Source organism: Olegusella massiliensis, assembly GCF_900078545.1.
Classification (GTDB): Bacteria; Actinomycetota; Coriobacteriia; order Coriobacteriales; family Atopobiaceae; genus Olegusella; species Olegusella massiliensis.
Map to the genome: position 1 here is coordinate 973,855 of NZ_FLLS01000002.1, position 22,774 is coordinate 996,628.

Genomic DNA, 22,774 nt, shown 5'->3' on the forward strand with positions numbered 1-22,774 from the left:
TTAGGCTGTTAGGTGGTGGTACTGTCTTGGTATCGGGTGCAGCAGCCCGGGATGTGAGATGGTAATGGTGCAGTTTGGGTAGAGTGTTAGCGCCTCTTGTGTTTAAGATAGCGATCGGGCTGGCCTGCGCTGGGGCAAAGATCGGCGAGAGGACACGCATCGCAGCGCGCTCCGCGGGCACTGCAGATTTCGCGGCCTAGGCGTATCCAAGTTTCATTTACCCCATGCCAGAGGCTTTTTTGAATAAGTTCAAGTAGATCTTTCTCAGCGGCAGCAGGCGTTGGCGCCTTGGTAAAACCGAGCCTTGTTGCAATACGATATACATGCGTATCCACTGCAATGCCTTCGACAATGCCAAAAGCCTTGTTAAGCACGATATTTGCTGTCTTTCGCCCTACACCTGGTAGACGTGTGAGTTCCTCCATGCTTTTTGGAACTTCTCCACCGTATTCAGAGATGAGTACTTGTGACAATTCAATCGCATGTTGTGCCTTAGTACGATAAAAACCTAGAGAGTGGATTACATCTTCCACCTGGTAAAGCTCTGCTTGGGCAAGTTCGGCAGGTCCTGGCCAACGCGCAAAGAGCTCAGGGGTTACCTTATTGACGGCAACATCAGTGGTCTGCGCAGACAGCATGACGGCCACCAACAGGGTAAACGGTGACGTATAGTCCAGCGCGCTTTCCATATGGCCATAGCGTTCCTCCATGCGAACGCAAGTCTCCTCAGCGCGTGCCTGCTTTGATTGCTTTGATTCGCGTGGCATTTCTTCCCCTTGTAATACGTAGCCAAAATAACCGCTTGCCGCTTATAGATTGTATCCACCTACCGCACATCCGATAGCATGCCCCATTTTGTTCTATCCAAGACTACTATGGAAGGGGTATGGAACCGTTCCCTCACCAGAGGGGATCAGACGCTAGCCAATGAAAAGCGGCGACTGTTGGAGGTAAGGAATGGGCACCACAGACACAATATATAGACTGAGCAATGATGACATTTATCTGCTGGCCGAAGGCGCTTGGTATCGCAGTTATCAAAAGTTAGGCGCGCATCCCGCAACAGTTGATGGTGTCGCTGGGTACTTCTTTGCTGTGTGGGTGCCTGACGTGCACTCTGTGCATGTTATTGGTGAGTTTAATGGCTGGGACCCCACAGCCAATCCGCTGGAAGTTACGCCCTACGGTGGCGTTTGGGAAGCTTTTGTTCCTGGTGTGCAAGAAGGCCAACTTTATAAGTATCTCATTGAAACTCAGTCGGGAGATCTGCTTTATAAAGCAGATCCCTATGCCTTCTCAGCTGAAATGATCCCTGGTACTGCCTCAAAGACTGCCGATATCGAGGGTTATGTCTGGGGCGACAAAAGCTGGATGGACAAACGCAAAAAGACCAATCAGATGAAGGCTCCTCTCAACATTTTTGAGGCACATCTTGGCAGTTGGAAGCGCCATGATGACGGCTTGGCTGGCAATGGTGACCCCGACTCTGATGACCATGCAGGTACCTACCTTACCTACGAAGATCTTTCGGTTGAGCTCGTTGAGTACGTTAAAAAGATGGGGTATTCCCACATCGAAATTCTGCCCGTGATGGAGCATCCCTTTGATGGCTCTTGGGGTTATCAGATAACGGGCTACTATGCGCCAACCTCGCGCTATGGTACACCCAAGCAGTTCAAGCATTTTGTTGATAGCTGTCACAAAGCTGGCATTGGTGTCATTTTGGACTGGGTTCCCGGCGGTTTTTGCCGTGATGAACATGGTCTAGTGCACTTTAATGGTCACAAGCTTTATGAAAAAGAAGAGCATCCCAATTGGGGTACCTTTAAGTTTGATTTTGCTCGAGGTGAAGTACACTCCTTCCTTATCTCCAATCTTCTGTATTGGATTGATGAGTATCATGCCGATGGTATCCGCATGGACGGCGTTACTTCCATGCTCTACCTCAACTTTGGCATTGATGATCCGCGTCTCAAAAAGTTCAATGAGAAGGGTACCGAGGAAGACTTGGTCTCGATTGAGTTCATCAAGGGCTGCAATGCCACCATTGGCAAATACTGTCCCGATGTGCTGATGATTGCCGAAGAGTCGACCGCATGGCCACTGGTGACCTATCCACCCGAGGATGGTGGCTTGGGCTTCCATCTTAAGTGGGATATGGGCTGGATGAACGATACGCTGCATTATATGCAGTCTGACTTCCCGTATCGCCCGTCCAATCATGGCCTTTTGACTTTCTCGATAATGTATGCATTCAACGAGAACTTCGTGTTGCCACTGTCTCATGACGAGGTTGTACACGGTAAGTGCTCACTGATTACACGCATGCCCGGTGATTACTGGCGCCAATTTGCCGGTATGCGCTCGTTGGCTTTTTATCAGATGACGCATCCTGGTGCCAAGCTTAACTTTATGGGTAATGAGATTGCCCAGTTCATTGAGTGGCGCTACTACGAGGGTATTCAGTATTTCTTGACAGAGCAGTACGAGGCACATGCTCATCAGCAGCATTTTGTGGCCAAACTCAATGATTTTTATAATTCTTACCCAGCGCTTTGGCAGCGTGCGTATACCCACGATGGTTTTGAGTGGATTAACCCTGATAATGCCGAGCAGTCCATCATCTCTTACATCCGTCATGGTGATAAGCCCAAAGATGATCTCTTCATCCTCATCAATTTTGATCCCGCTACGTATGAGGAATATCGCGTGGGTCTGCCATATGCAGGCAAGTGGAAAGAAGTGTTTAACACCGATGCCGAAGAATTTGGAGGCTCTGGTGTCACTAATTCGGGTTTTGTGTATGAGACAGTTGAAAAACCCTGTGATGGCCGCGATTATTGTGTGACGTTGCGTGTTCCTCCCATTGGCGGCTTGATTCTTGCTTATGAGGGGCCTCTTCCCTCAAAGAAGACCCGCGCAAAGGCACATACGAAGAAGGCATCAAACAAGACAACTAAGAGGGCTGCGGCAAAGGCAACCACAAAACCCGCCGCAAAGTCCGCCGCAAAGTCTGCAGCCCAGCCTGCAACAAAGTCAGCAGGTAAGCCGGCCGCAAAGCCCGCTACAAAGTCCGCCGATAAAGCGATGGTGCAGCCCAAGGCTGCCACAACATCTCTGACCACGCGTCCATCAGCAGCAAAGGCGATCGCAAAAAAGACGGTGGAAAGCAAAACTTCGATAACAAAAACAACTGCCAAACGCACAACGCGTCAGAGTAAGGCAAAATAGAATACACACTCGCAGTTTTTGGGATGCGAGTGTGTACCTCGTTTGGCAGTACCGTAGGAAGGCATATATGCAAATCGCAAATAAGCAGGTAGACATTGAAAACCTTAGCTTAGAGGCTTTCAATACTAAGGAGAATTTCAAGGCATACTACAAAGATTCTATCAGGAGTGCCTTTGGTCGTGAGTTTGAGGATTGTACACCGTATGAGCGTTATTACGCCCTTGCAACCCTCGTTGCTGGTCTTGCGCGCAAGGTAGAGGTCAAAAATTATGACAAGAACAAAAAGAAGGTCTACTACTTCTCGCTAGAGTTTTTGTTGGGACCTCTGCTGGATAACTATCTGCTCAATATTGGTGCTCGTGACGTTGTCGAAGACGGCTTGGCTGATTTGGGGACTTCTCTCGATGAACTCGAAAAGCAGGAGCCTGATCCTGGTTTGGGCAATGGTGGTTTGGGCCGTCTTGCCGCTTGTTTTTTGGATTCCATGGCAACGGAAGGCATTGCCGGCTATGGCAATGGCATGCGATATCGTTACGGTTTGTTCCGTCAGGAGATTGAGGGCGGTCGTCAGGTTGAAAAGACTGACAACTGGCTTGAAGGTGGCTATCCTTGGGAGACTCGTAAGGTTGGTAGTGCAGTAGATGTACAGTTTGGTGGCCAGGTAGTTCGCCACGAGAGCGATGGCGAGTACTGGTTTACCCAAGAAGGCGGCGAGATTGTTCGTGCCGTACCTTATGATCTGCCCATTATTGGTTATGGTGGCAACACCGTTAACCATCTGCGCATTTGGAAGGCAGAGCCCAGCTCTGAAGACTTTGACCTTGATGCGTTTAATGCTGGTGATTATGCGCGTGCAAACAAGTTCCGTTCGGATGTCGAAGCTATTTCGATGATTTTGTATCCCAACGATGCGGGTGAGCATGGCCGCCTGTTACGCCTTAAACAGGAGTACCTCTTTGTTTGTGCTGGTCTACAGGCTATTCTTCGCACATACAAGAAGGAGCATGGTGAGGATTGGGAGCATTTGGGTGACTACGTGAGCATCCATACTAACGATACTCACCCTGCCATGTGTGGTTCTGAGCTTATGCGTCAGCTTGTCGATATCCACCATGTAGACTTTGATTTGGCATATAAGATTTGCACTCAGACCATTAGCTATACCAATCATACGGTTATGCCTGAGGCGCTGGAGAAGTGGCCCATCAATACCTTTAGGGCTCTGCTTCCCCGCGTGTATATGTTTATCGAAGAGATTGATCGTCGTTATCGTGAGAGCTTCCCTCAAGATGCTCCTAACTGGCGTGATCAGCTCCAGGCAACAGCAATCCTGTGGGATGGTCAAGTGCGCATGGCCAATCTTTCTGTGATTTTCTCCCACTCGGTCAATGGCGTTTCAGCACTTCACACTTCTATTTTGGAAGAGTCGGTGCTTAAGGACTTCTATGCTTTGACACCTCAGAAGTTCAACAACAAAACCAATGGAGTAAGTCCTCGTCGCTTTCTTGCAAATGCCAATCCTAGTTATGCAAAGCTGATTAGTGATGCAATTGGTACTGGCTGGCTTAAGGATGCCGACGAGCTTAAAAAGCTTGAGGCGTTTGAGAATGACTCCAACTTCCTTGAGGGCTTCCGCGCCTCCAAAAAGACCAACAAAGAGCGCTTGGCCGCTTATGTCAAAAAGACTACGGGTGTAATTCTGGATACCTCCACGATTTTTGATGTGCAGGTTAAGCGTTTTCATGCCTACAAGCGCCAGCTGCTCAATGTCTTTAAAGTAGTTGACCTCTACAATCGCCTGCTGGCTGATCCCAGTTTTGATATCCAGCCAACTACCTTTATTTTTGCGGGTAAGGCTGCCCAGAGCTACGACTTTGCCAAGGAAGTTATTCGTCTTATCAACTCTGTTGCCGATGTTATCAACTCTGACGAGCGTGTTAACAAAAAGATGACCGTGGCCTTTGTGCCTAATTTTGCTGTTTCCAATGCTCAGTATATTTACTCTGCAGCAGACATCTCCGAGCAGATTTCTGTTGCGGGCGCCGAGGCTTCTGGTACTTCTAACATGAAGCTGATGATGAATGGTGCTATTACCTTGGGCACCTATGACGGTTCTAATATCGAGATTACTGAGCTTGTCGGCGAAGAAAATATCAAGATTTTTGGTCTGCGTGCACACGAGGTAGATGCTTTGCGCGCTAGTGGTAGCTACTATGCGTGGGATATGTACAATGCCGACCGCGCTCGTTTGGGTCGCATTATTGACCAGCTGACGGATGGTACTTTCGCACGTCTTTCAGGCAACTTTGAGAGTGTTCGAGATGCCTTGATGGTCAACAACGATCAAGATCTTGTTTTGAAGGATTTCTACTCCTATGTTCAGGCATGGGAGGAGCTAACCGCGCTTTATCCCAATCAGCAACGTTGGGATCGCATTTCGGTTCACAACACTGCTGAGTCTGGATTTTTCTCCTCTGATCGTACGATTAGAGAGTATGCGCGCGATATTTGGCACGTCTAGCACGGTCGCTGGGCGGCGGTACCGTCGCCTGGCTTTGGTGGGGATTTCGCTGCCCATTGGGGGCGGCGCCAAATATGTGATGTCCCCCTGGGGGAGACGGACGAAAGGGGAAGTGAGCCATGAGCAAGACCGAATGCATCGCGATGCTGCTCGCGGGCGGACGGGGAAGCAGGTTAGGCGTGCTGACAAGCAAAATCGCCAAACCAGCCGTCTCGTTCGGAGCGAAGTATCGCATCATCGACTTTGTACTTTCCAACTGCGCAAATTCTGGCATCAATACAGTTGGTGTTCTCACGCAGTATCGTCCTTACCTGCTGCACTCCTATGTAGGTAACGGCAGTGCGTGGGATCTCGACACCATTGATGGCGGTGGTATTTCCATCTTGCCACCCCACGAGACTCAGGCGGGTTCCAATTGGTATGCGGGTACTGCCGATGCCATCACGCAAAACATTGGCTTTATCGAGCAGAACGATCCTGAGTACGTGCTCATTCTCTCGGGCGACCAGCTCTATAGCATGGATTACCAAAAGATGCTCGACAATCACAAACGCCATAATGCAGATCTTACAGTGGCAGTTATGCCTGTGCCTTGGGAGGATGCGTCTCGTTTTGGCATTATGACGCAGGATGATGATGAGAGGATTCTTGAGTTCAACGAGAAGCCTGCCAATCCCACGAGCAATCTTGCCTCCATGGGCATTTATATCTTTAACGCCAAGCTCTTAGTAGATACCCTCAAAGCCGATGCTGAAAACCCTGATTCGCATCATGACTTTGGTGGAGACATCATTCCTGGTCTGCTGCACTCGGGCCATCGTCTCTATACCTATCAATACAATGGCTTCTGGCGTGATGTGGGTACTATTGCCAGCTTCCACGAGACCAGCATGGAGCTTTTGGGCAGGAATCCCGAATTTGACCTGTATGCAAAAGATACGCACGTCCTTTCGAATTCCTCCACTATGCCGCCCGCTTACATTGGGCCAGATGCCGTAGTTGATGATTGCTTGACTGCCGGTGGTGTTCGTATTCTTGGCACCGCCAAGCACTCCATTGTGTCTTTGGGCAGCACCATTGGTGATGGTGCAGTGGTTGAGGACTCCGTCCTTCTTCCGGGCGCTACCGTTAAGGCTGGCGCACATGTTGTTCGCGCAATTATGGGTGAAAACTCCACGGTCGCCGAAGGCGCAGTTCTAGGCACCGCAGATACAGCGGCCGATTACGCCGTCATCGGTGATGATGTCGTTGTCGAGAAGGAAGGGGAGTAATGATGCACAAGACCATCGGACTCATTACTGCTAACTACTCCGTCAAGGATCCTGATGTCCTGATAGAGAGTCGTCCAGTAGCGTCGCTGCCTTTCTTGGGCCGCTTCCGCCTGATTGACTTTGCCCTGTCCAACATGATTAATGCCAAAATTAACTCTGTTGGCATTGTGATGCCATACAATTATCGCTCGCTGACCGACCACGTTGGCGCTGGCAAAGACTGGGGTTTGTCCCGCAAAAAGGGCGGCCTATTTGTGTTGCCTGGCTCTGCTTTTGGTAGCACCCGCCATGGCTCGCGCTTTCTTGTGCGCGATCTTATCTACAACAAGGCATTCTTTAATCGCTCTGAAGCTGAATATGTGGTGTTAAGCAGTGCAAATTTTGTCTGCAACATCGATATTCAGGAGTTGATTGAAGCTCATATTGAATCTGGCGCTGATATTACCGTTTTGACTCAGACTGCTCGACATAATCATTCTGACGTGATGAGTTTTATTACCGAAGATGGTCGTGTTAAAAGCATCAAGCACGGTTGCTCTGAGGGCAATACTGCTTTCCTCGACTGCTGTGTCGTTTCTCGCGACAAGCTTTCTGAGATTATCAACTGGTACTCCTCCACTGATTACCTCGATCTTTTTGAGGCAATTCAGGGCGAGTATGATCGCGTTGATGTGCATGTTCACGAGTTTAATGGTTACTGTGCCCCCGTCTTTACTACCGAGGCATACTTCAAGGCCAATATGGACATGCTTAAGCCCACGGTTACTGACGAGCTCTTTGATCCCAAGCGTCCCATCCGTACCAAGGCTCACGACAATGCTCCTGCCAAGTTTGAGTCAGGCTCTAAGGTTACCAACTCGCGCCTTTCGGGTAGCGACCGTATTTATGGCACAGTTGCTGACTCTATCTTGGGCCGTAGCGTTGTTGTTGAGAGTGGTGCTGTGGTGCGTCATTCGGTCATCATGCAAAACTGCATCATTAAGAGTGGCGCGGTTATCGAAAATGCTATCGTGGACCGCAACAATATTATTCCCGCAGGTACTGAGCTGCGTGGTACCGTTGATAACCTCTTCATTATGAAGAAGGCAAACGAGTAAGGACTGGCAATGGCAAAAAGGGTAAGACGTAAGATTAGAGTTCTTCTAGCTGCATCCGAAGCCTTGCCCTTTGCCAAGACTGGCGGCTTGGGCGACGTAGCAGGTTCATTGCCACGTGCGCTCAAGCACGCTGGTGCCAAGGTAGCTGTTATTCTTCCTAAATACGGCACTATCCCTGAGCAGTATCGCAATCAAATGCGTCACATTATTGATTTTTATGTGCCGCTTGCTTGGCGCAATGTGTATTGCGGTGTCGAGAAACTCACCTACCAAGGTATTGATTTTTACTTCATTGATAATGAGGACTACTTTAGGCGTGACGCACTTTATGGCTATTTTGATGATGGCGAGCGTTATGCGTTTTTCTCCAAGGCAATTTGTGAGGCTATAACTCAGCTCCCAGAGCTTGCTTGTGATGTTCTACATTGCAACGATTGGCAAACTGCGCTGGTTTCCGTCTTTTTGCGTGAGTTCTATCAGGGCGTTGAGGCATGTCGCACTATCAAAACTATCTTTACGGTGCATAACGTCATGTTTCAAGGGCAGCTTTCGGATAGATTGCTGTCAGAGGTACTGGGATTGGATAGCATTCCTGCGGCAGCGCATCAATTGCGCTCGGATGAGCGCTCCATCAATTACATGAAGGCCGCACTGCTCTACAGCGATACGATTTCTACAGTAAGTCCTACCTATGCTCGTGAGCTGCAAATGCCCTTCTATGGCTGCGGCTTGGATGGCATTTTCCGTGAGCGTAGTTGGTGTCTGCATGGCGTGCTTAATGGCATTGACATAGAGGAATGGAATCCTGCTCAAGACAAGACTATCCCTCAGGCATTCACTACAGATGACCTCTCGGGCAAGGCGGCATGTAAGACTGCCCTTCAAGAGGAGCTGGGCTTGCGTGTTGATGCTGAGCTACCACTTATTGTGATGGTTGGTCGTCTGACCAACCAAAAAGGCTTGGGTTTGGTGCGTTATGCGATGGAACGGCTGATGAACAATGGTGTTCAGATGGCCATCCTTGGCACAGGTGATGCAGATCAAGAAGAAGCATTCCGCTATTTTGATACAACCTACGGTGACATGCTTTGTGCGCGTATTGCCTTTGATGGTGCACTGGCTCATCGCATGTACGCTGCTGGCGATATGCTCTTGATGCCGTCTGAGTTTGAACCCTGTGGTCTTGCTCAAATGATTGCTATGCGCTATGGCACACTTCCTGTGGTGCGCAGAACTGGAGGTTTGGCAGATAGCGTTGCTTCTTATAATCCCGAAACTGGTGAAGGCACAGGCTTTAGCTTTGCCAATATGAATGCAGATGAGATGGCAGACTGTGTGTTATCTGCTTGTGAGGTCTTTAGGACCAATCAACCCGCATGGCAGTCGCTTATGGTTCAGGCAATGCAGGCAGACTTCAGCTGGAATAGAGCCGCTGAAGATTACCTGAGCATGTATTATGACCTCCATCCAGAAATTATTCGATACAATAGCTAACGTCAAGGACAGGGAAGCTTGCAGTACAGCTGATTTTGGCCGTGCCTCAAGCAAAAATATACGTGCGTCCTTTTTCGTCCTGGCATGATGCTGTGCATCTGCTAGGACGTGTTTGTTGTGTATGGATAGATGTAGAAGAACGGGGATTGGTCACTCGTGAGAGCTTGTCATAACACTTCGGAGCGTCATTACCGCACTCCTTTGGGTGCGCTTCCCATGGGCGACACGGCAGCACTTGCCATTGATGTTTGGGACGAACCAGAGGCAACTGCCGAATTGCGTCTATGGACCGACGATGGGGGAGAGACCATTATTGCAATGGAAGGTTCCATCGAAGGTGACCATATTCATTTTACGGCTGAGCTCGCATCTGAGCGCCCAAGTATTGTGTGGTACTCGTTTCGTATTTATGCAGCTGACGGTAGCGTTTGGCGTTATGGCGCTGCTCCCAATCGTGCGGTAGGTGAAGGTGCGTTTGCATATGGCGAGCCCCCTTCATTTCAGCTAACGGTTTATGAACGCAGGCGACGTATTTTGCCTGAGTGGTTCAAACAGGCAGTGGTGTACCAGATTTTTCCCGATAGCTTTGCACGTGGCAGTGATTGGAAAGAACGTAGCAAGGTTTTAGATCAGCCACGGCACGGAGCTCAGAGGCGGCTCGTTGATTGGGGGATAACCCCTCGCTATGAGCGCAATGATGATGACTCGATTGCTACCTGGGATTTTTATGGCGGCACGCTTGAGGGCATCCGAGAAAAGCTTGACTATCTAGAGGGTTTGGGAATTACCTGCATTTATCTCAACCCAATTTTTGAGGCAACATCATCTCATCGCTACGACACAGCTAACTATCTCAAGATCGATTCGGTGTTAGGTGATGAGAAATCCTTTACAAAGCTCTGTGAAGACGCGGCATCCCATGGCATTTCTATCATCTTGGATGGTGTTTTTAACCATACGGGTGATGACTCGCTTTACTTTAATCGTTATGGCAACTACCCCGATTTAGGCGCTTGGCAGTCTGAGGATTCTCCGTATCGTGGTTGGTATAAGTTTGATGAGAATGGCGAATACAGCAGTTGGTGGGGTATTGCCAATATGCCTGATCTTGAGGAGACCAATCCTGAGTATCATGAACTTATCTGTGGTGATGAGGGCGTAGTGCGACATTGGTTGCGTGCAGGTGCGCGTGGCTGGCGTTTGGATGTTGCCGATGAGCTGCCCGATGACTTTATTGCTGACATTAAGCGAGCAGCACTTGCTGAGCGTGACGATGCGGTTTTGATTGGCGAAGTGTGGGAGGATGCCACAACTAAGCGCGCCTATGGAGAGCTGCGTCAGTACTTCTGGGGCGACGAGCTAGATGGCACGATGAACTACCCGTGGCGTCATACGCTGTTGCATTATATATTGGGTAGGGCAAGCGCTGACGAGCTTGCTGTTGTTCTCGAAACTTTACGTGAGAATTACCCACGTGAATCCTTCTATACGGCGCTGAATATCTTGGGTAGTCACGATCGTGTGCGTCTGCTGACTATCCTAGGTGGCACTCCCAAGCCCAACGCTCTCAGTGAGGACCAAAAAGCATCTTTTTGTCTGAATAAAGATCATCGCAATCTCGCGATAAGCAGACTTTGGGTGGCCGCCCTGATGCAAATGACCCTACCCGGTGTACCTTGTATCTATTACGGCGATGAAGCGGGTTGTGAGGGTTATGCCGATCCGTACAACCGCGCGAGTTTTCCTTGGGGCCACGAGGACCTTGATTGCCAGACGATTTATCGCAATGCTATCGCCTTGCGCAAATCTATGCCGGTAATGATCGATGGTGATTTTGAACCTTTTGCAGAAGGTGACGACGTACTGGGTTACTGGCGTTGGGATGATAATGAAACAGTCTGCGTGCTAGTTAACCGCAGCCTTGAAAGTTCGCATAAAGTGAGCGTTGAGATGCGCGGAGAGACTGTTTCTGATGTCATTAGCGGTGATGACCCTGAGGTGTGCGATGGCAAAGTGTCTATCTCTCTCTGGCCTTTGGGTACTGCAGTACTTTATTTCCGCTCAAAGAAACGTCTGCAAAAGCCTATGCCTTTGGGGATGGGTCTCATCTCGCATATCACTTCAATTCCCAATGATAAACATCCTGGTCAGCCTGGTACGCTTGGCGCTCCCGCAAAACATCTTGTTGACTGGATGGCGCGTACGGGACAGCGCTACTGGCAAATGTTGCCAGTCAATCCAACTGATCGCTTTGGTTCACCTTATGCGGGACTTTCAGCCTTCTCGGGTAATCCGCGTCTGCTCGAGGGTGGTGCTCGTGCTGCTGCAAAACCCTTTAGCGATAGCGAAAGACTTGCTGAATATCACCGTTTTTGCGAGGAAAATGAAGCTTGGCTTTTGCCCGCTGCAACGTTTGCAGCCATCAAGGAGCTTGTAGGCGAAAAGGTACCTTGGCAGAAGTGGCCTAAAAAATACCACAGCTGGTCACGTGCATTGGTTAAGTGTTCTGAGCTGAAGGCAGGTATTGCTCGTGCATGTCGTCAGCAGTTTGAGTTCCAGCGCCAATGGGATGAATTGCATGAGTATGCTCGCAAACGTGGCATTTTTCTGATTGGTGATATGCCCATTTATGTGTCGGCAGATTCTGCAGATGTGTGGAGCGAGCCTGAGATCTTTGATCTTGACGCCCACGGTTATCCAGCTGTCTGCGCCGGTGCGCCGCCCGATAGCTTTTCTGAAGATGGGCAGTATTGGGGCAACCCCACCTATAACTGGGATGAGTTGCGTCGCCGTGGGTACTCGTGGTGGATGCGCCGCTTTCAAAGAATGATTTCGCTTTATGACTATGTGCGCCTCGATCATTTCCTAGGCTTCTCATCGTTTTATTGCATTCCTCGCGGAGCTTCTGCAAAGAAAGGCCAATGGCGTTTTGGTCCGGGTATTGAGCTCTTCCAATGTGCCCACCGTCATTTTGGAGACCTACCCTTTATTGCGGAAGATTTGGGAGCTGTCACCCCTGCCGTGCGTGCCCTGCTTGCCGAGTCAGGCTTTGCAGGTATGGATGTTGTGCAGTTTGTAGATGGTGATGTACGCAGTGCTTATCGTGCATGTGCAGGCAAAATTACGTATGCGTCTACTCACGACACTTCAACCTTGCTTGGCTGGTGCAAAGAGAGTTTTGGCAACGATGACGCAGAGGATGTAGCCAAGCAGATTACGAGCCAGCTTCTGAACTCTGATGCTGATGTTGTTATGCTTTCTCTGCAAGACGTGATTGGTCTTGATGATAAAGCACGCATGAATAAGCCAGGCGTTGCTGAAGGTAACTGGTCTTGGCAGGCGACAGCCAAACAAATGGCTTTGGCAACTGAGTATACTCGTCAGATTGCATTGGAATCTGGCCGCTTTGCTTTTTAGCTCACACTGTTGACTGTTTGGTTTGTGCTTAAAAAATGGCTATCGGTATTTTTACGATAGCCATTCTTTCTTGCCAAAAGACGAGTTGTTATGATGCGTTTCTCATTTAAAAATTTATATCTAGTAAAAAGATATGATGTGGCGGGCTGCCAGCTCTTGGTGCACTATAGCGTAATCGTTAGCTCGACGGGGCAATGATCACTGCCGTAGATATTACTGAGGATGCGAGAGTCTACAATGCGGTCGGCAACACGATCACTGACAAGGAAGTAGTCAATACGCCAGCCTACGTTGCGTTCGCGCGCACGCATGCGGTAGCTCCACCAGCTGTAGGCATCCGTCTGCTCAGGATAGAGGCTGCGGAAACTGTCGGTAAAGCCAGCGTCCAGTAGCTGTCCAAAGCCCGCACGTTCCTCATCGGAAAAACCTGCGTTCATATGATTAGTATCGGGGTTTTTTAGGTCGATTTCCTCATGAGCAACATTAAAGTCACCGCAGGTTACTACAGGTTTTTCCTGAGCAAGACGAGCGAGAAATTCACGATAATCCTTGTCCCATACCATGCGTTCGTCTAAGCGAAGCAGGCCATTTTTTGAGTTGGGTGTATACACATTAACAAACCAGTAATTCTCAAACTCAAGAGCACAAACGCGGCCCTCATTGTCGGCAAACTCACAGCCAATTTTGCGAATTACTTGCCGTGGTTCTTCTTGGCTAAAGACAGCTGTGCCAGAGTAACCCTTGCGTTCTGCATAATTCCACGTTTGATAATAGCCAGGAAAATCTATCTTGATCTGGCCTTCCTGTAACTTTGTCTCCTGCAAAGCAAAGACATCAGCAGATGCCTGTTCAAAAATTTCAGGAAAACTCGGTTCTTTTTTCATAACGGCGCGCAGGCCATTAACGTTCCAAGATACGAGCTTAAGCTCGCGGGGAGTATCGCTCATGTACTATCCCATCTGCAAACTAAAGGCGGACTATACAACGACTTGATTAAGTGTAGCCTACCCAAAAATTAAGGCGATATCGTGTACATTTGATTTTATTGGTGGATACTCATCGCCTTAAGGACGAGCGATTAACTTTTGAGTACCTAGTCTTCATTGGACATGTTGGCTAACTGGTCCAAAATGCCCTCCATTCGCGAATTAGTTCGCTAGGAGATTTTAGTGAAGGTGGTAGGGGTGCTAGAGTGGATGGACAGGAGCTCTAACAAAAGCAGCGCATGAATGAAGCTGGAGTGTAGCTATCATGGGTCAAATTATTCGCGATCCTCAAGAGGCAGCACATGAACTCAAGCACCGTATAAGCAAAGCTCGGAACGTAGTTTTCTTTGGTGGTGCGGGAGTTTCGACGGCAAGTGGTATCCCAGATTTTAGAAGTCCAAATGGGCTCTACCGCCAAAAGCTTGATTACTCACCCGAAGAGATGCTCGAACATAGTTTCTTCATTGAGCATACGCAGGAGTTCTATGACTTTTATCGCACGCGCATGATTGCGCTTGACGCACGTCCCAATCAAGCCCATCTCAAACTTGCCGAGCTTGAGCGCGAGGGCAAGCTCGCAGCGGTGGTGACGCAAAATATTGACGGCCTGCACCAGGCGGCAGGTTCTCATCAGGTCTATGAGCTGCACGGTTCGGTTCATCGAAATATTTGTCAGCACTGTGGCAAGACGTATTCAGCTGAATGGATAGTGGCAAGCAAAGGCGCACCTCATTGTGAATATTGTGGCGGACTCATTAAGCCTGATGTAGTGCTTTACGGTGAGCCTCTTAACCAGGAAGTGCTTTATGGGGCAGCAACGGCTATCGCTGAGGCTGACATGCTTATTGTCGGCGGCACATCCCTCGTGGTATATCCTGCCGCAGGTCTCGTACAATACTTCCAAGGAAATGATCTTGCGATAGTCAATATGCAATCAACTCCTCAGGATGCAATGGCGGATCTAGTTTGTGTATGTGATATTGCAAAGGCTTTTGATTTTTGATCGCATCAGTGAGCTGTGCCCTATAGCGGGCTTGAGTGGAGGATTTATGGCTCGAGAGGACTTTGCCATTTTGCGTTGTGGACATCATGAACTCTCGCTGGCACGTCCACGTATCATGGGCATGCTTGAGGTGGGCCCTCGTGGTTTGGCGGCGGAGGAAGCAATTGCGCTTGGTAAGGCGATGCTTGATGAAGGTGCCGACCTTCTTGATGTGAGCTTTGCGCCAGCGCCAGAAGAGCTTCCTGCTACTGATTCTGCTGCAGCTCGTGCGCGTCGTGCGGCAATTGATATCGAGGGCGAGGCGGTAGTGCCCGTGGTGCGCGGACTTGTCGACACAGGTGCAATTGTATGTATTACCACCCGTCATCCACAGGTTGCAAAAATGTGTATTCGTCTCGGTGCAGAAGTGCTCGACGATCCTGAAGGCTTTACCAACGCCGAGATGGTTGAGGTTGCAGCCGAGAGTGATTGTGCTTGTGTGGTACTTTGCGATAGTGAGTTCCGCGTGAACGCCTCTCGTCGTTCAGTCGTACTTGACCAGACTCATACACCTTTGCGTCCTGTAGCATCCAACCGTCGTTTTACTTTGCCTGAAGAAGCGCCCATTATGCGTGAAATCATGGGCTTTTTAGGTGATCAGGCGCGCACGTTGTTGCGTGCTGGCGTTTCGCGTGATCGTATTTGTTTTGATCCTGGCTTAGGACAAAACAAAACTCCTGATGAAGATGTTGTAGTGCAGCGTAATGCAAAAAAGCTCATGTCATTGGGCTATCCATTGCTTCAGTCAGTATCTGAGGGAGATTTTTCTACTTCAGTTGCGGGATCTCAAGCAGACAAAGCGGCAGCTATGGGCTTTTGTATCTGGGGCATTCAGGCTGGAACGCGCATTTTACGCGTGCATGATGTGGCCCAGATGGCGGAGGCGGTTAATGCATATTGGGCAATGGCAAAGCCGGATGCACGTCAAGGCTTTGTCTCTTTGGGTTCAAATGTAGGTGACCGTATAGGCTATCTGTCTCAAGCGGTACAGCTTATTGATAAAATTCCGATGACCTGTGTTGTTGCCGTGAGTTCTGCTTATGAGACTGAACCCGCATATGGCATTGCAACGCCTGTTGCAAATGCGGTGGCCGAGATTCGTACCGAGTTGCATCCCCTAGTGCTGTTGGACCATCTGACAGAGATTGAAAATAAGTTGGGACGTATTCGTGATCCTAAAACGTTGGGTCACGGTCCGCGTACGATTGATTGCGATCTTGTGTGGGTTGAAGGCGAGACACATGCAGGAGAACGCTTGACGTTGCCGCATGCACATTTGGGTGAGCGTGATTATGTATTGGTGCCTATGGAAGATTTAATGCATGATCCCGTACGTTTTTTGACACATGCAGGTGTTGAGGTAGCAGAACCCGAGCAGCGCATCGGCCGCGTCACTTCCGAGCTTGGACCCCTCGACTGGAAATAAGCAGCACCGCGAGCGTGCGGCGCTTTGCTTGACAAGAAAAGCCCAGCAGTTGAGTCATTGCTGGGCTTTATATGATTGCGCGCAGGGTCTTAGATGCGATTTGCGCGTTTTTCTGCACGGTGAAGCCAAATTTGTCTAATACCACGAATAGTAATATCAGGATCGATTACATCAAAAATATCAGTTGCTTCGGCCACAACGGAAGAAAGCCCTCCTGTACCTACGATGGTACAGCGCGGCATGGTTGCACCGTCATGTGTTTGTGACCATTCAGCGCAAAGTTCTGCTTGTATGCGCCTCACCATACCTTCCGCCTGGACTGCTGCACCAATAACAATGCCTGACTGCACAGCAGTTTCGGTGCTGTTGCCGAGGGCATGGGCAGGAGCAATAAGCGGTACATTTGACAATTTTGCTGCACGCTCAAAAAGTGCAGCTGCCGAGAGCTGCAGACCTGGCATGATGACTCCGCCTCGGAAGCGACCATGAGCGTCAACCACATCGATATTAGTTGCGGTGCCAAAGTCAACCACAATGACGGGTGCACCATAGCGCGCCTTTGCGGCCACCGCATTTGCAATGCGATCGGCTCCGGCTTGACTAGGGTCGGGGAGGGCAACTTCAATCCCGCAATCGCGCGAAGCGTCTATCACTAGAGGAGTAGTCCCCGAAATCTCTTTTGCCAAGCGAATCCACGACTGAGTAAGCGTAGGCACGACCCCTGCGATTGCTATGTCGTTGATGTCTTGGAGCTTGTAGCCCAGCATATGAAAGTAACCATAGAGGCGAGCATGGAGGGAGTCGGCAGTATCTGTGCGCAAGGTTGCCATGCGCCACTGCCGAAGCAAGGTCTCATTGTCGGCGATTAAACCGAGGGTTGTTTGAGTATTTCCTATGTCAACTGCGAGAAACATGTGAGTCTCCTGGACTTTGCTTGGCGTTTTTGCTTCACACGTGTTATTATCGCAAAGCTTGTCACAAACGGTAGGTTATGTTTAGATAAGCGCACACCACTTGCCTGGTCGGAAACCAGGCCTACGTTAGGAGCTGTCATGAAGCAAGGAATCCATCCCGAGTACGTGGAGTGCACGGTACGTTGCACCTGCGGCAATACCTGGAAGACTCGCGCTACCAAAAGCGAGATGACCGTCGACCTCTGCGATAAATGTCACCCGTTCTACACCGGTCAGCAGAAGCTTGTTGACACCGGCGGACGCGTCCAGCGCTTCTCTGACAAGTTCGGTGGTGCTGCTGCACAGCAGCTTAAGCGTATGCAGGAAGCCAAGACTGCAAAGGCTGCACAGGCTGCCGAAGCTGCCGCTGCCGCAAAGGCTGCCAAGGAGGCAAAGGCTGCTGAGAAGGCCAAGCGTGCTGCAGAGTATGCCAAAAAAGCTGAGGCTGAGGCTGCCAAGAAGGCTGCCGCCGCTGCCAAAGAGGCAGAGTCTGCTACCGTTGCTGCTGAGGAGCCTGCAGCTAACTAAGGACCTGCTTTACAGATGTACGAATGACCCGCTAGCGCTGAGGGAACTGCGCCAGCGGGTTTTTTAAGTTGCTGAAAGCCATCCGAGCCTTTTAGCTTTGCGGGATGCGATTTGTAGATTCGTTTGCCGCAGCAGACCTTTAGTCTGCACCGTCTTTGCTCAGTGAATAGCTATCGGCAAATTCGCCTTTGACGGTGTAGGGGATGACCAAGAAGTTTTGCTCGTTTTCATAATGGGTTGCTAGTGTTGCGCTTGCTGCGTCTGGAGTTTTGCTTCCACCAAAAACCAGTGTCAGCTCGATGGTACCCTCAGCGGATTTAGGTGCTGTGTACTTTACTACCAAAGCCCCGCTTGCATTTGTTTCAAGCGTACTGGTAAACGAAATGTTCTCAACGCGAGCATCGCCTTCGCTTGAATCTGTGTCCTTTGACACAGCCCCGTGACGGTGTACAAGTCCAGAAAATGTTCCTGTTAACTGAGTAGTGCCATCACTGTTAGTCTGCGTACTACCAATAGTGATTTTGAGCGGCGAAGAGTTTGCGCCATAGCAGCCGTGGCCGTCATTTTTCTGGGATTGATAGCTGCCTGTCCACGTACCTACAAGCGGGGCGTAGTTGGTCTTTCGTGCATCTGCATCTGGTGTGCAGGATTTGATGTCCCACTGACCTGTTTTTGATGAGAGATGAAACTTGATGGTGAGCTTGCACTTGCGTTCGGAAAAACTGTCCTTGTTGGAAAAAGCCAGCACAATTGTGGCGTTGTTAGTCTTGGGGTCGAATTCTTCTTGGAATAGCGTGCAGTCCGCATCGCGATAGAGAGAATAAAGCGAGTCTTGCTCTGTAGAAGAAGTGTTTGTCTGGTTAGATTTCTCGTTTGTTTTGGCAGCTTTACGTTCGGCAATATCTGCGCGCTGTAAAAAAACGCGTGCTTGTGTAAGTACTTTATTCGTATCGGGACCTTTGCTAGCAGACCAGCTCACCTCTTGGATGATGAGATCTCCGGTTGCAGACCACTTGCCGTGGCTGTGATGGTCGTAGAGAAGGCTAACTTTCTCGCGCGCAGCAATTCCATCGCCTGCGTAAATGACAGCACCTGTCGCATTGCAGTGATCTTCATTGCGGATGACCTCGCTATAGTCTACAGAATCGAGGGTGAGTGTCGCATCACGGCCGAAATCGCCAGGGTCATAGGCAGGCGCTTCGGACAGGTTGGCAATGTCGCTGCTCACCTGATTGAGCGATGGCTTGTCAGTCGCACGGATTGATGAAATGGTAATCATTGACAGAAGAATGACTGTAGCTATCCCCAGCACTATGAGGCCACGTAGATGAGCTTGCAGCCAAGGATGACTCTTTAGTCTCGATTTTGGTGAGGCAATTGGATCTGGCCCTGAGCTCTGTTCTGGCACCTTATTGAAAAGATCGCGATTTTGAAGGCGTGTGGCGGTAACTTCAGTCTTTTCAAGGTTATCTGATGTGGCGCTGTGCTCCTCAGTGTTTGCTGCAGAAGAAGGCAGACTTGTATCGTTATGAAGTCCGTCTTTGCTCATCATGTATCCCTAAAGTTGCGTTGTGCTGTTTGCCGTTGTAACCAAAGCTTTTACCCATTATGGAGCTTACTGTGCATCTGCGCTACTGAAAGTGAGTATCGAGCGGGGTGCGGGTGGTGCAAAGATGTGAAAAAAAGGTCATTTCATGGTGGATTGAATTGCAGGGCAAAAGGGTATTTCTTATCACGAAGATGCGGTACTCATCTTTTAAAGCTAAAAATTTGCTAGCGTAGTGCTGTCTCAAAACAAGCAAAACGAAGGAGTTATCCATGAAGTTTCAGGATATGCCCTATGAGCGTCCCGATTTGGCAAAGATCAAAGCAGATATCAGTGCATTGACAGAACGCTTTGCCAATGCGAGTAGCTTTGAGGAAGCAGAGAAAGTCTTTCTAGAAAAAGATCAACTCGCCGGTCACATTTTGACCTTACAGACCCTTGTTGAGATTCGCCACTCAATCAACACGCTTGACGAGTTTTACGATAAAGAGCAGCAGTTCTGGAATGATGCATCCCCTGAGATTGAGGAAGCTGATGATGCTTGGAGTGCAGCTCTTCTTGCCTCGTCCTTCCGTCCTGAGTTTGAGGCAAAGTATGGCACGCTCATTTTTGATAAAGCTGAGCAGGATCGCCGCTGTTTTTCTCCCGCAATAATGGATGAGATGAAGCGCGAAAACGCCTTGGTTCAAGCATATGAAAAGCTTATCGCCTCTGCTCAGATTGAGTTTGAGGGTGGCATGTACACGCTTTCTCAGCTTGCTCCCCAAAAGCACGACAAAGACGACGCTCGTCGTCTTGCTGCCTGGAAAGCCGAAGGCTCATGGTACAAAGACAACCAATCTGAGCTGGATCGCATCTACGATGAACTGGTACATGTCCGTGATGCTATGGGCAAAAAACTTGGCTATGACAATTACCTTCCTTTAGGCTACGACCGTATGGAGCGTCTGAGTTACAAGCGCGAAGATGTCGAACGTTTCCGCAAGGCTGTTCGTACCTATGTGGTGCCTGTGGCAAATAGAGTTTTTCTTGAGCAAGCAAAGCGTATCGGTCGCCCATATCCCCTCTCCTTTGCAGATGAGGGCCTGACTTTCCGTTCAGGAAATCCTCTGCCTGAAGGCACGCCCGATGACATCGTGGCGGCTGCGCGCAGCTTCTACAGTGAGCTGAGTCCCGAGACCAAGGAATTCTTTGAGACTATGCTCAACGGTCAGCTCATGGATTTGCTTTCCACTAAGGGAAAAGCTGCCGGTGGCTATATGACTGAAATTCCTGACCACAAAGTTCCGTTCATCTTTGCCAACTTCAACGGCACTCAAGGGGATGTTGACGTGATGACCCATGAGGCGGGTCATGCTTTTAGTTATTACATGAATACTCAGCGTGTACCCGGCTTGCTTGCAATGCCGAGTTCAGAAGCTTGTGAGGTTCACTCTATGAGTATGGAGTTCCTCGCGTGGCCTTGGATTGAGGGCTTTTTTGGCAAGGATGCTCGTAAATATCGCTATGCGCATTTGGCGGGTGCCCTTACCTTTATCCCTTATGGCACGATGGTCGACCACTTCCAACATCTGATGTACGAGCAGCCCGAGCTGACCCCTGCCGAACGCCATGCTACGTGGCGTCGCCTGCTGGCAATCTACATGCCCTGGGTATCCGTTGATGGCGACATTCCTTTCTATGGCGACGGTATGGGTTGGCAACGTCAGATACACATTTATGAATGGCCGCTGTATTACATCGATTATTGCTTGGCACAAACTGTGGCGCTTGAGATTTGGGAGCTCTCCCAGGAGGACTTTGCCAACGCTTGGAAACATTACATGGCCTACACGCGTCAAGGTGGCACCAAAGCATTTACGGATCTTGTTGCTGGAGCCGAGCTTGTCTCGCCCTTTGATGAAGCATGTTTGCGCAGTGTTTGCGAGCACGCGAGCAAATGGCTTGACTCTTATGATTTGACGGGCATCGAGTAGCTAACAAAATAGATAGGTTTTAAGGTGGCAGGGCTTCAACGTTTAGCCTTGCCACCTCGGTGGTATCATTTGTGAGTTGAGAAATATGCGCAGCATTGACTGCGTGAGTAAAGCGTTGAGGAGCCATCATGCGGGACAAGCTCGAAAAACTCATTGCAGCCTATCTTGAGCTGGAAAAGAAACTCATGGATCCTGAGGTTGTGTCGGATCCTAAAGAATATGCGCGTCTTGCCAAGGAGCACTCAAACCAGTCTGATCTGGTGGAAAAGGCACGGGAGTACTTAACAGCGCTTGATGATATCGATGCGGCAAAGGAAATGCTGCGCGAGACCTCAGATGCTGAGGATAAAGAAATGCTTCAAGCAGATATTTCTGACAATGAAGCAAAGCTTCCCGGTCTTGAGGATGAGATTAAAATCATGCTCATTCCAGGCGACCCCAACGACGAGAAAGACACCATCGTTGAAATTCGCGCGGGCGTAGGTGGCGATGAGGCAAGTATTTTTGCGGGTGACCTTTTTGCTATGTACCAGCGTTTTGCTGCTTCTAGAGGGTGGAAAATTGAAGTTTTGAGCTCCAATGAGGGCACGGCTGGCGGTTTCAAAACTATTGAATTTAAGGTTATGGGAGACAAGGTTTACTCCGTAATGAAGTACGAGAGTGGTGTCCATCGCGTACAGCGTGTTCCCAAAACTGAGAGTCAGGGTCGCATCCAGACGTCGACAGCAACCGTTGCCGTATTGCCCGAAGCAGACGAGATTGATGTTCAGATTGCACCCGAGGATATTCGTATTGATACCTATTGCTCGTCGGGTCCTGGCGGCCAGGGCGTTAATACGACCTATTCGGCTGTACGCATTACGCACTTGCCTACCAATACCGTTGTTACTTCACAAGACCAGCGTTCGCAGATTCAAAACCGCGAAGCTTGTATGCAGATGCTGCGTGCACGTCTGTATGAGATGGAACTTGAAAAGCAACAGGCAGAGGCGGGCGCCAGCCGCTTGGCGCAGATTGGCCACGGCAATCGATCTGAAAAGATTCGTACCTACAACCAACCTCAGGATCGTGTGACGGACCATCGCATAGGTTTTAATGGCACGTACAATGGTGTGTTGTTGGGTGATACGTTGCCTTCGGTGATTGAGGCTCTTGCCGCCGCTGACCGAGCGGAGAAGCTCACACAGGCTGTCTAAACTAGCATTTGTCTGACGCCTCTGGCTTGAATGGAGCTAGAGGTGTTTTTTTGTTTATGCCTATGTACTGGGTGCGTGTACGGCAAGTCT

Annotated in this window: 15 protein-coding genes; 11 read left to right on the top strand and 4 right to left on the bottom strand. The window is 49.6% G+C overall.

The window, feature by feature from the left end:
- Window positions 1-86 precede the first annotated feature (86 nt).
- Window positions 87-767 (bottom strand): endonuclease III, encoded by a 681-nt coding sequence (gene nth, locus BN4314_RS04630; RefSeq protein ID WP_068540074.1) that lies wholly within the window; start codon window positions 765-767, stop codon window positions 87-89.
- Window positions 768-957: 190 nt separating this feature from the next.
- On the opposite strand from nth, the gene glgB reads away from it, so the two are divergent.
- From glgB to BN4314_RS04660, 6 genes are all read left to right on the top strand, one after another.
- Entirely contained in the window at window positions 958-3,231 is a 2,274-nt protein-coding gene (gene glgB, locus BN4314_RS04635) for a 1,4-alpha-glucan branching protein GlgB (protein WP_068540076.1), read from the top strand.
- A gap of 67 nt (window positions 3,232-3,298) precedes the next feature.
- Complete coding sequence (locus BN4314_RS04640; RefSeq protein WP_068540081.1) at window positions 3,299-5,752, top strand: glycogen/starch/alpha-glucan phosphorylase; 2,454 nt, start codon at window positions 3,299-3,301, stop codon at window positions 5,750-5,752.
- Window positions 5,753-5,871: 119 nt separating this feature from the next.
- Complete coding sequence (locus tag BN4314_RS04645) at window positions 5,872-7,023, top strand: glucose-1-phosphate adenylyltransferase (protein WP_021734411.1); 1,152 nt, start codon at window positions 5,872-5,874, stop codon at window positions 7,021-7,023.
- Between the two features lie 2 nt (window positions 7,024-7,025).
- Window positions 7,026-8,120: a glucose-1-phosphate adenylyltransferase subunit GlgD gene (glgD, locus tag BN4314_RS04650; RefSeq protein WP_068540823.1), complete on the top strand. Its 1,095-nt coding sequence runs from the start codon at window positions 7,026-7,028 to the stop codon at window positions 8,118-8,120.
- A gap of 9 nt (window positions 8,121-8,129) precedes the next feature.
- Complete coding sequence (glgA, locus tag BN4314_RS04655; RefSeq protein ID WP_068540083.1) at window positions 8,130-9,614, top strand: glycogen synthase GlgA; 1,485 nt, start codon at window positions 8,130-8,132, stop codon at window positions 9,612-9,614.
- 156 nt (window positions 9,615-9,770) lie between these two features.
- Complete coding sequence (locus BN4314_RS04660; protein ID WP_068540085.1) at window positions 9,771-13,031, top strand: 4-alpha-glucanotransferase; 3,261 nt, start codon at window positions 9,771-9,773, stop codon at window positions 13,029-13,031.
- A gap of 164 nt (window positions 13,032-13,195) precedes the next feature.
- Here the strand turns inward: BN4314_RS04660 and BN4314_RS04665 are convergent, their stop codons facing one another.
- Window positions 13,196-13,978, bottom strand: a complete 783-nt coding sequence (locus tag BN4314_RS04665) for an exodeoxyribonuclease III (protein WP_068540087.1) — start codon at window positions 13,976-13,978, stop codon at window positions 13,196-13,198.
- A 304-nt stretch (window positions 13,979-14,282) separates the two neighbouring features.
- On the opposite strand from BN4314_RS04665, the gene BN4314_RS04670 reads away from it, so the two are divergent.
- The gene (locus tag BN4314_RS04670; RefSeq protein ID WP_068540089.1) at window positions 14,283-15,020 is read left to right on the top strand and encodes an NAD-dependent protein deacylase; all 738 of its coding nucleotides are present in this window, start codon (window positions 14,283-14,285) and stop codon (window positions 15,018-15,020) included.
- 46 nt (window positions 15,021-15,066) lie between these two features.
- A complete protein-coding gene (folK, locus tag BN4314_RS04675) occupies window positions 15,067-16,485 on the top strand; it encodes a 2-amino-4-hydroxy-6-hydroxymethyldihydropteridine diphosphokinase (RefSeq protein ID WP_068540094.1) in 1,419 nt (472 codons plus the stop codon).
- Window positions 16,486-16,574: 89 nt separating this feature from the next.
- On the opposite strand, the gene BN4314_RS04680 is transcribed toward folK, so the two are convergent.
- Window positions 16,575-17,399 (bottom strand): type III pantothenate kinase, encoded by an 825-nt coding sequence (locus BN4314_RS04680; RefSeq protein ID WP_068540095.1) that lies wholly within the window; start codon window positions 17,397-17,399, stop codon window positions 16,575-16,577.
- Between the two features lie 138 nt (window positions 17,400-17,537).
- Here BN4314_RS04680 and rpmE point away from each other — a divergent pair, with 138 nt between their 5' ends.
- A complete protein-coding gene (gene rpmE / locus BN4314_RS04685) occupies window positions 17,538-17,966 on the top strand; it encodes a 50S ribosomal protein L31 (protein WP_021734417.1) in 429 nt (142 codons plus the stop codon).
- 139 nt (window positions 17,967-18,105) lie between these two features.
- Here the strand turns inward: rpmE and BN4314_RS04690 are convergent, their stop codons facing one another.
- Window positions 18,106-19,515, bottom strand: coding sequence for a hypothetical protein (locus tag BN4314_RS04690; RefSeq protein WP_068540096.1), 1,410 nt, complete (start codon window positions 19,513-19,515; stop codon window positions 18,106-18,108).
- Window positions 19,516-19,784: 269 nt separating this feature from the next.
- Here BN4314_RS04690 and BN4314_RS04695 point away from each other — a divergent pair, with 269 nt between their 5' ends.
- Window positions 19,785-21,488: a M3 family oligoendopeptidase gene (locus BN4314_RS04695; protein WP_068540097.1), complete on the top strand. Its 1,704-nt coding sequence runs from the start codon at window positions 19,785-19,787 to the stop codon at window positions 21,486-21,488.
- A gap of 128 nt (window positions 21,489-21,616) precedes the next feature.
- Window positions 21,617-22,684, top strand: coding sequence for a peptide chain release factor 1 (prfA, locus tag BN4314_RS04700; protein ID WP_068540098.1), 1,068 nt, complete (start codon window positions 21,617-21,619; stop codon window positions 22,682-22,684).
- The last annotated feature ends 90 nt before the right edge of the window (window positions 22,685-22,774 follow it).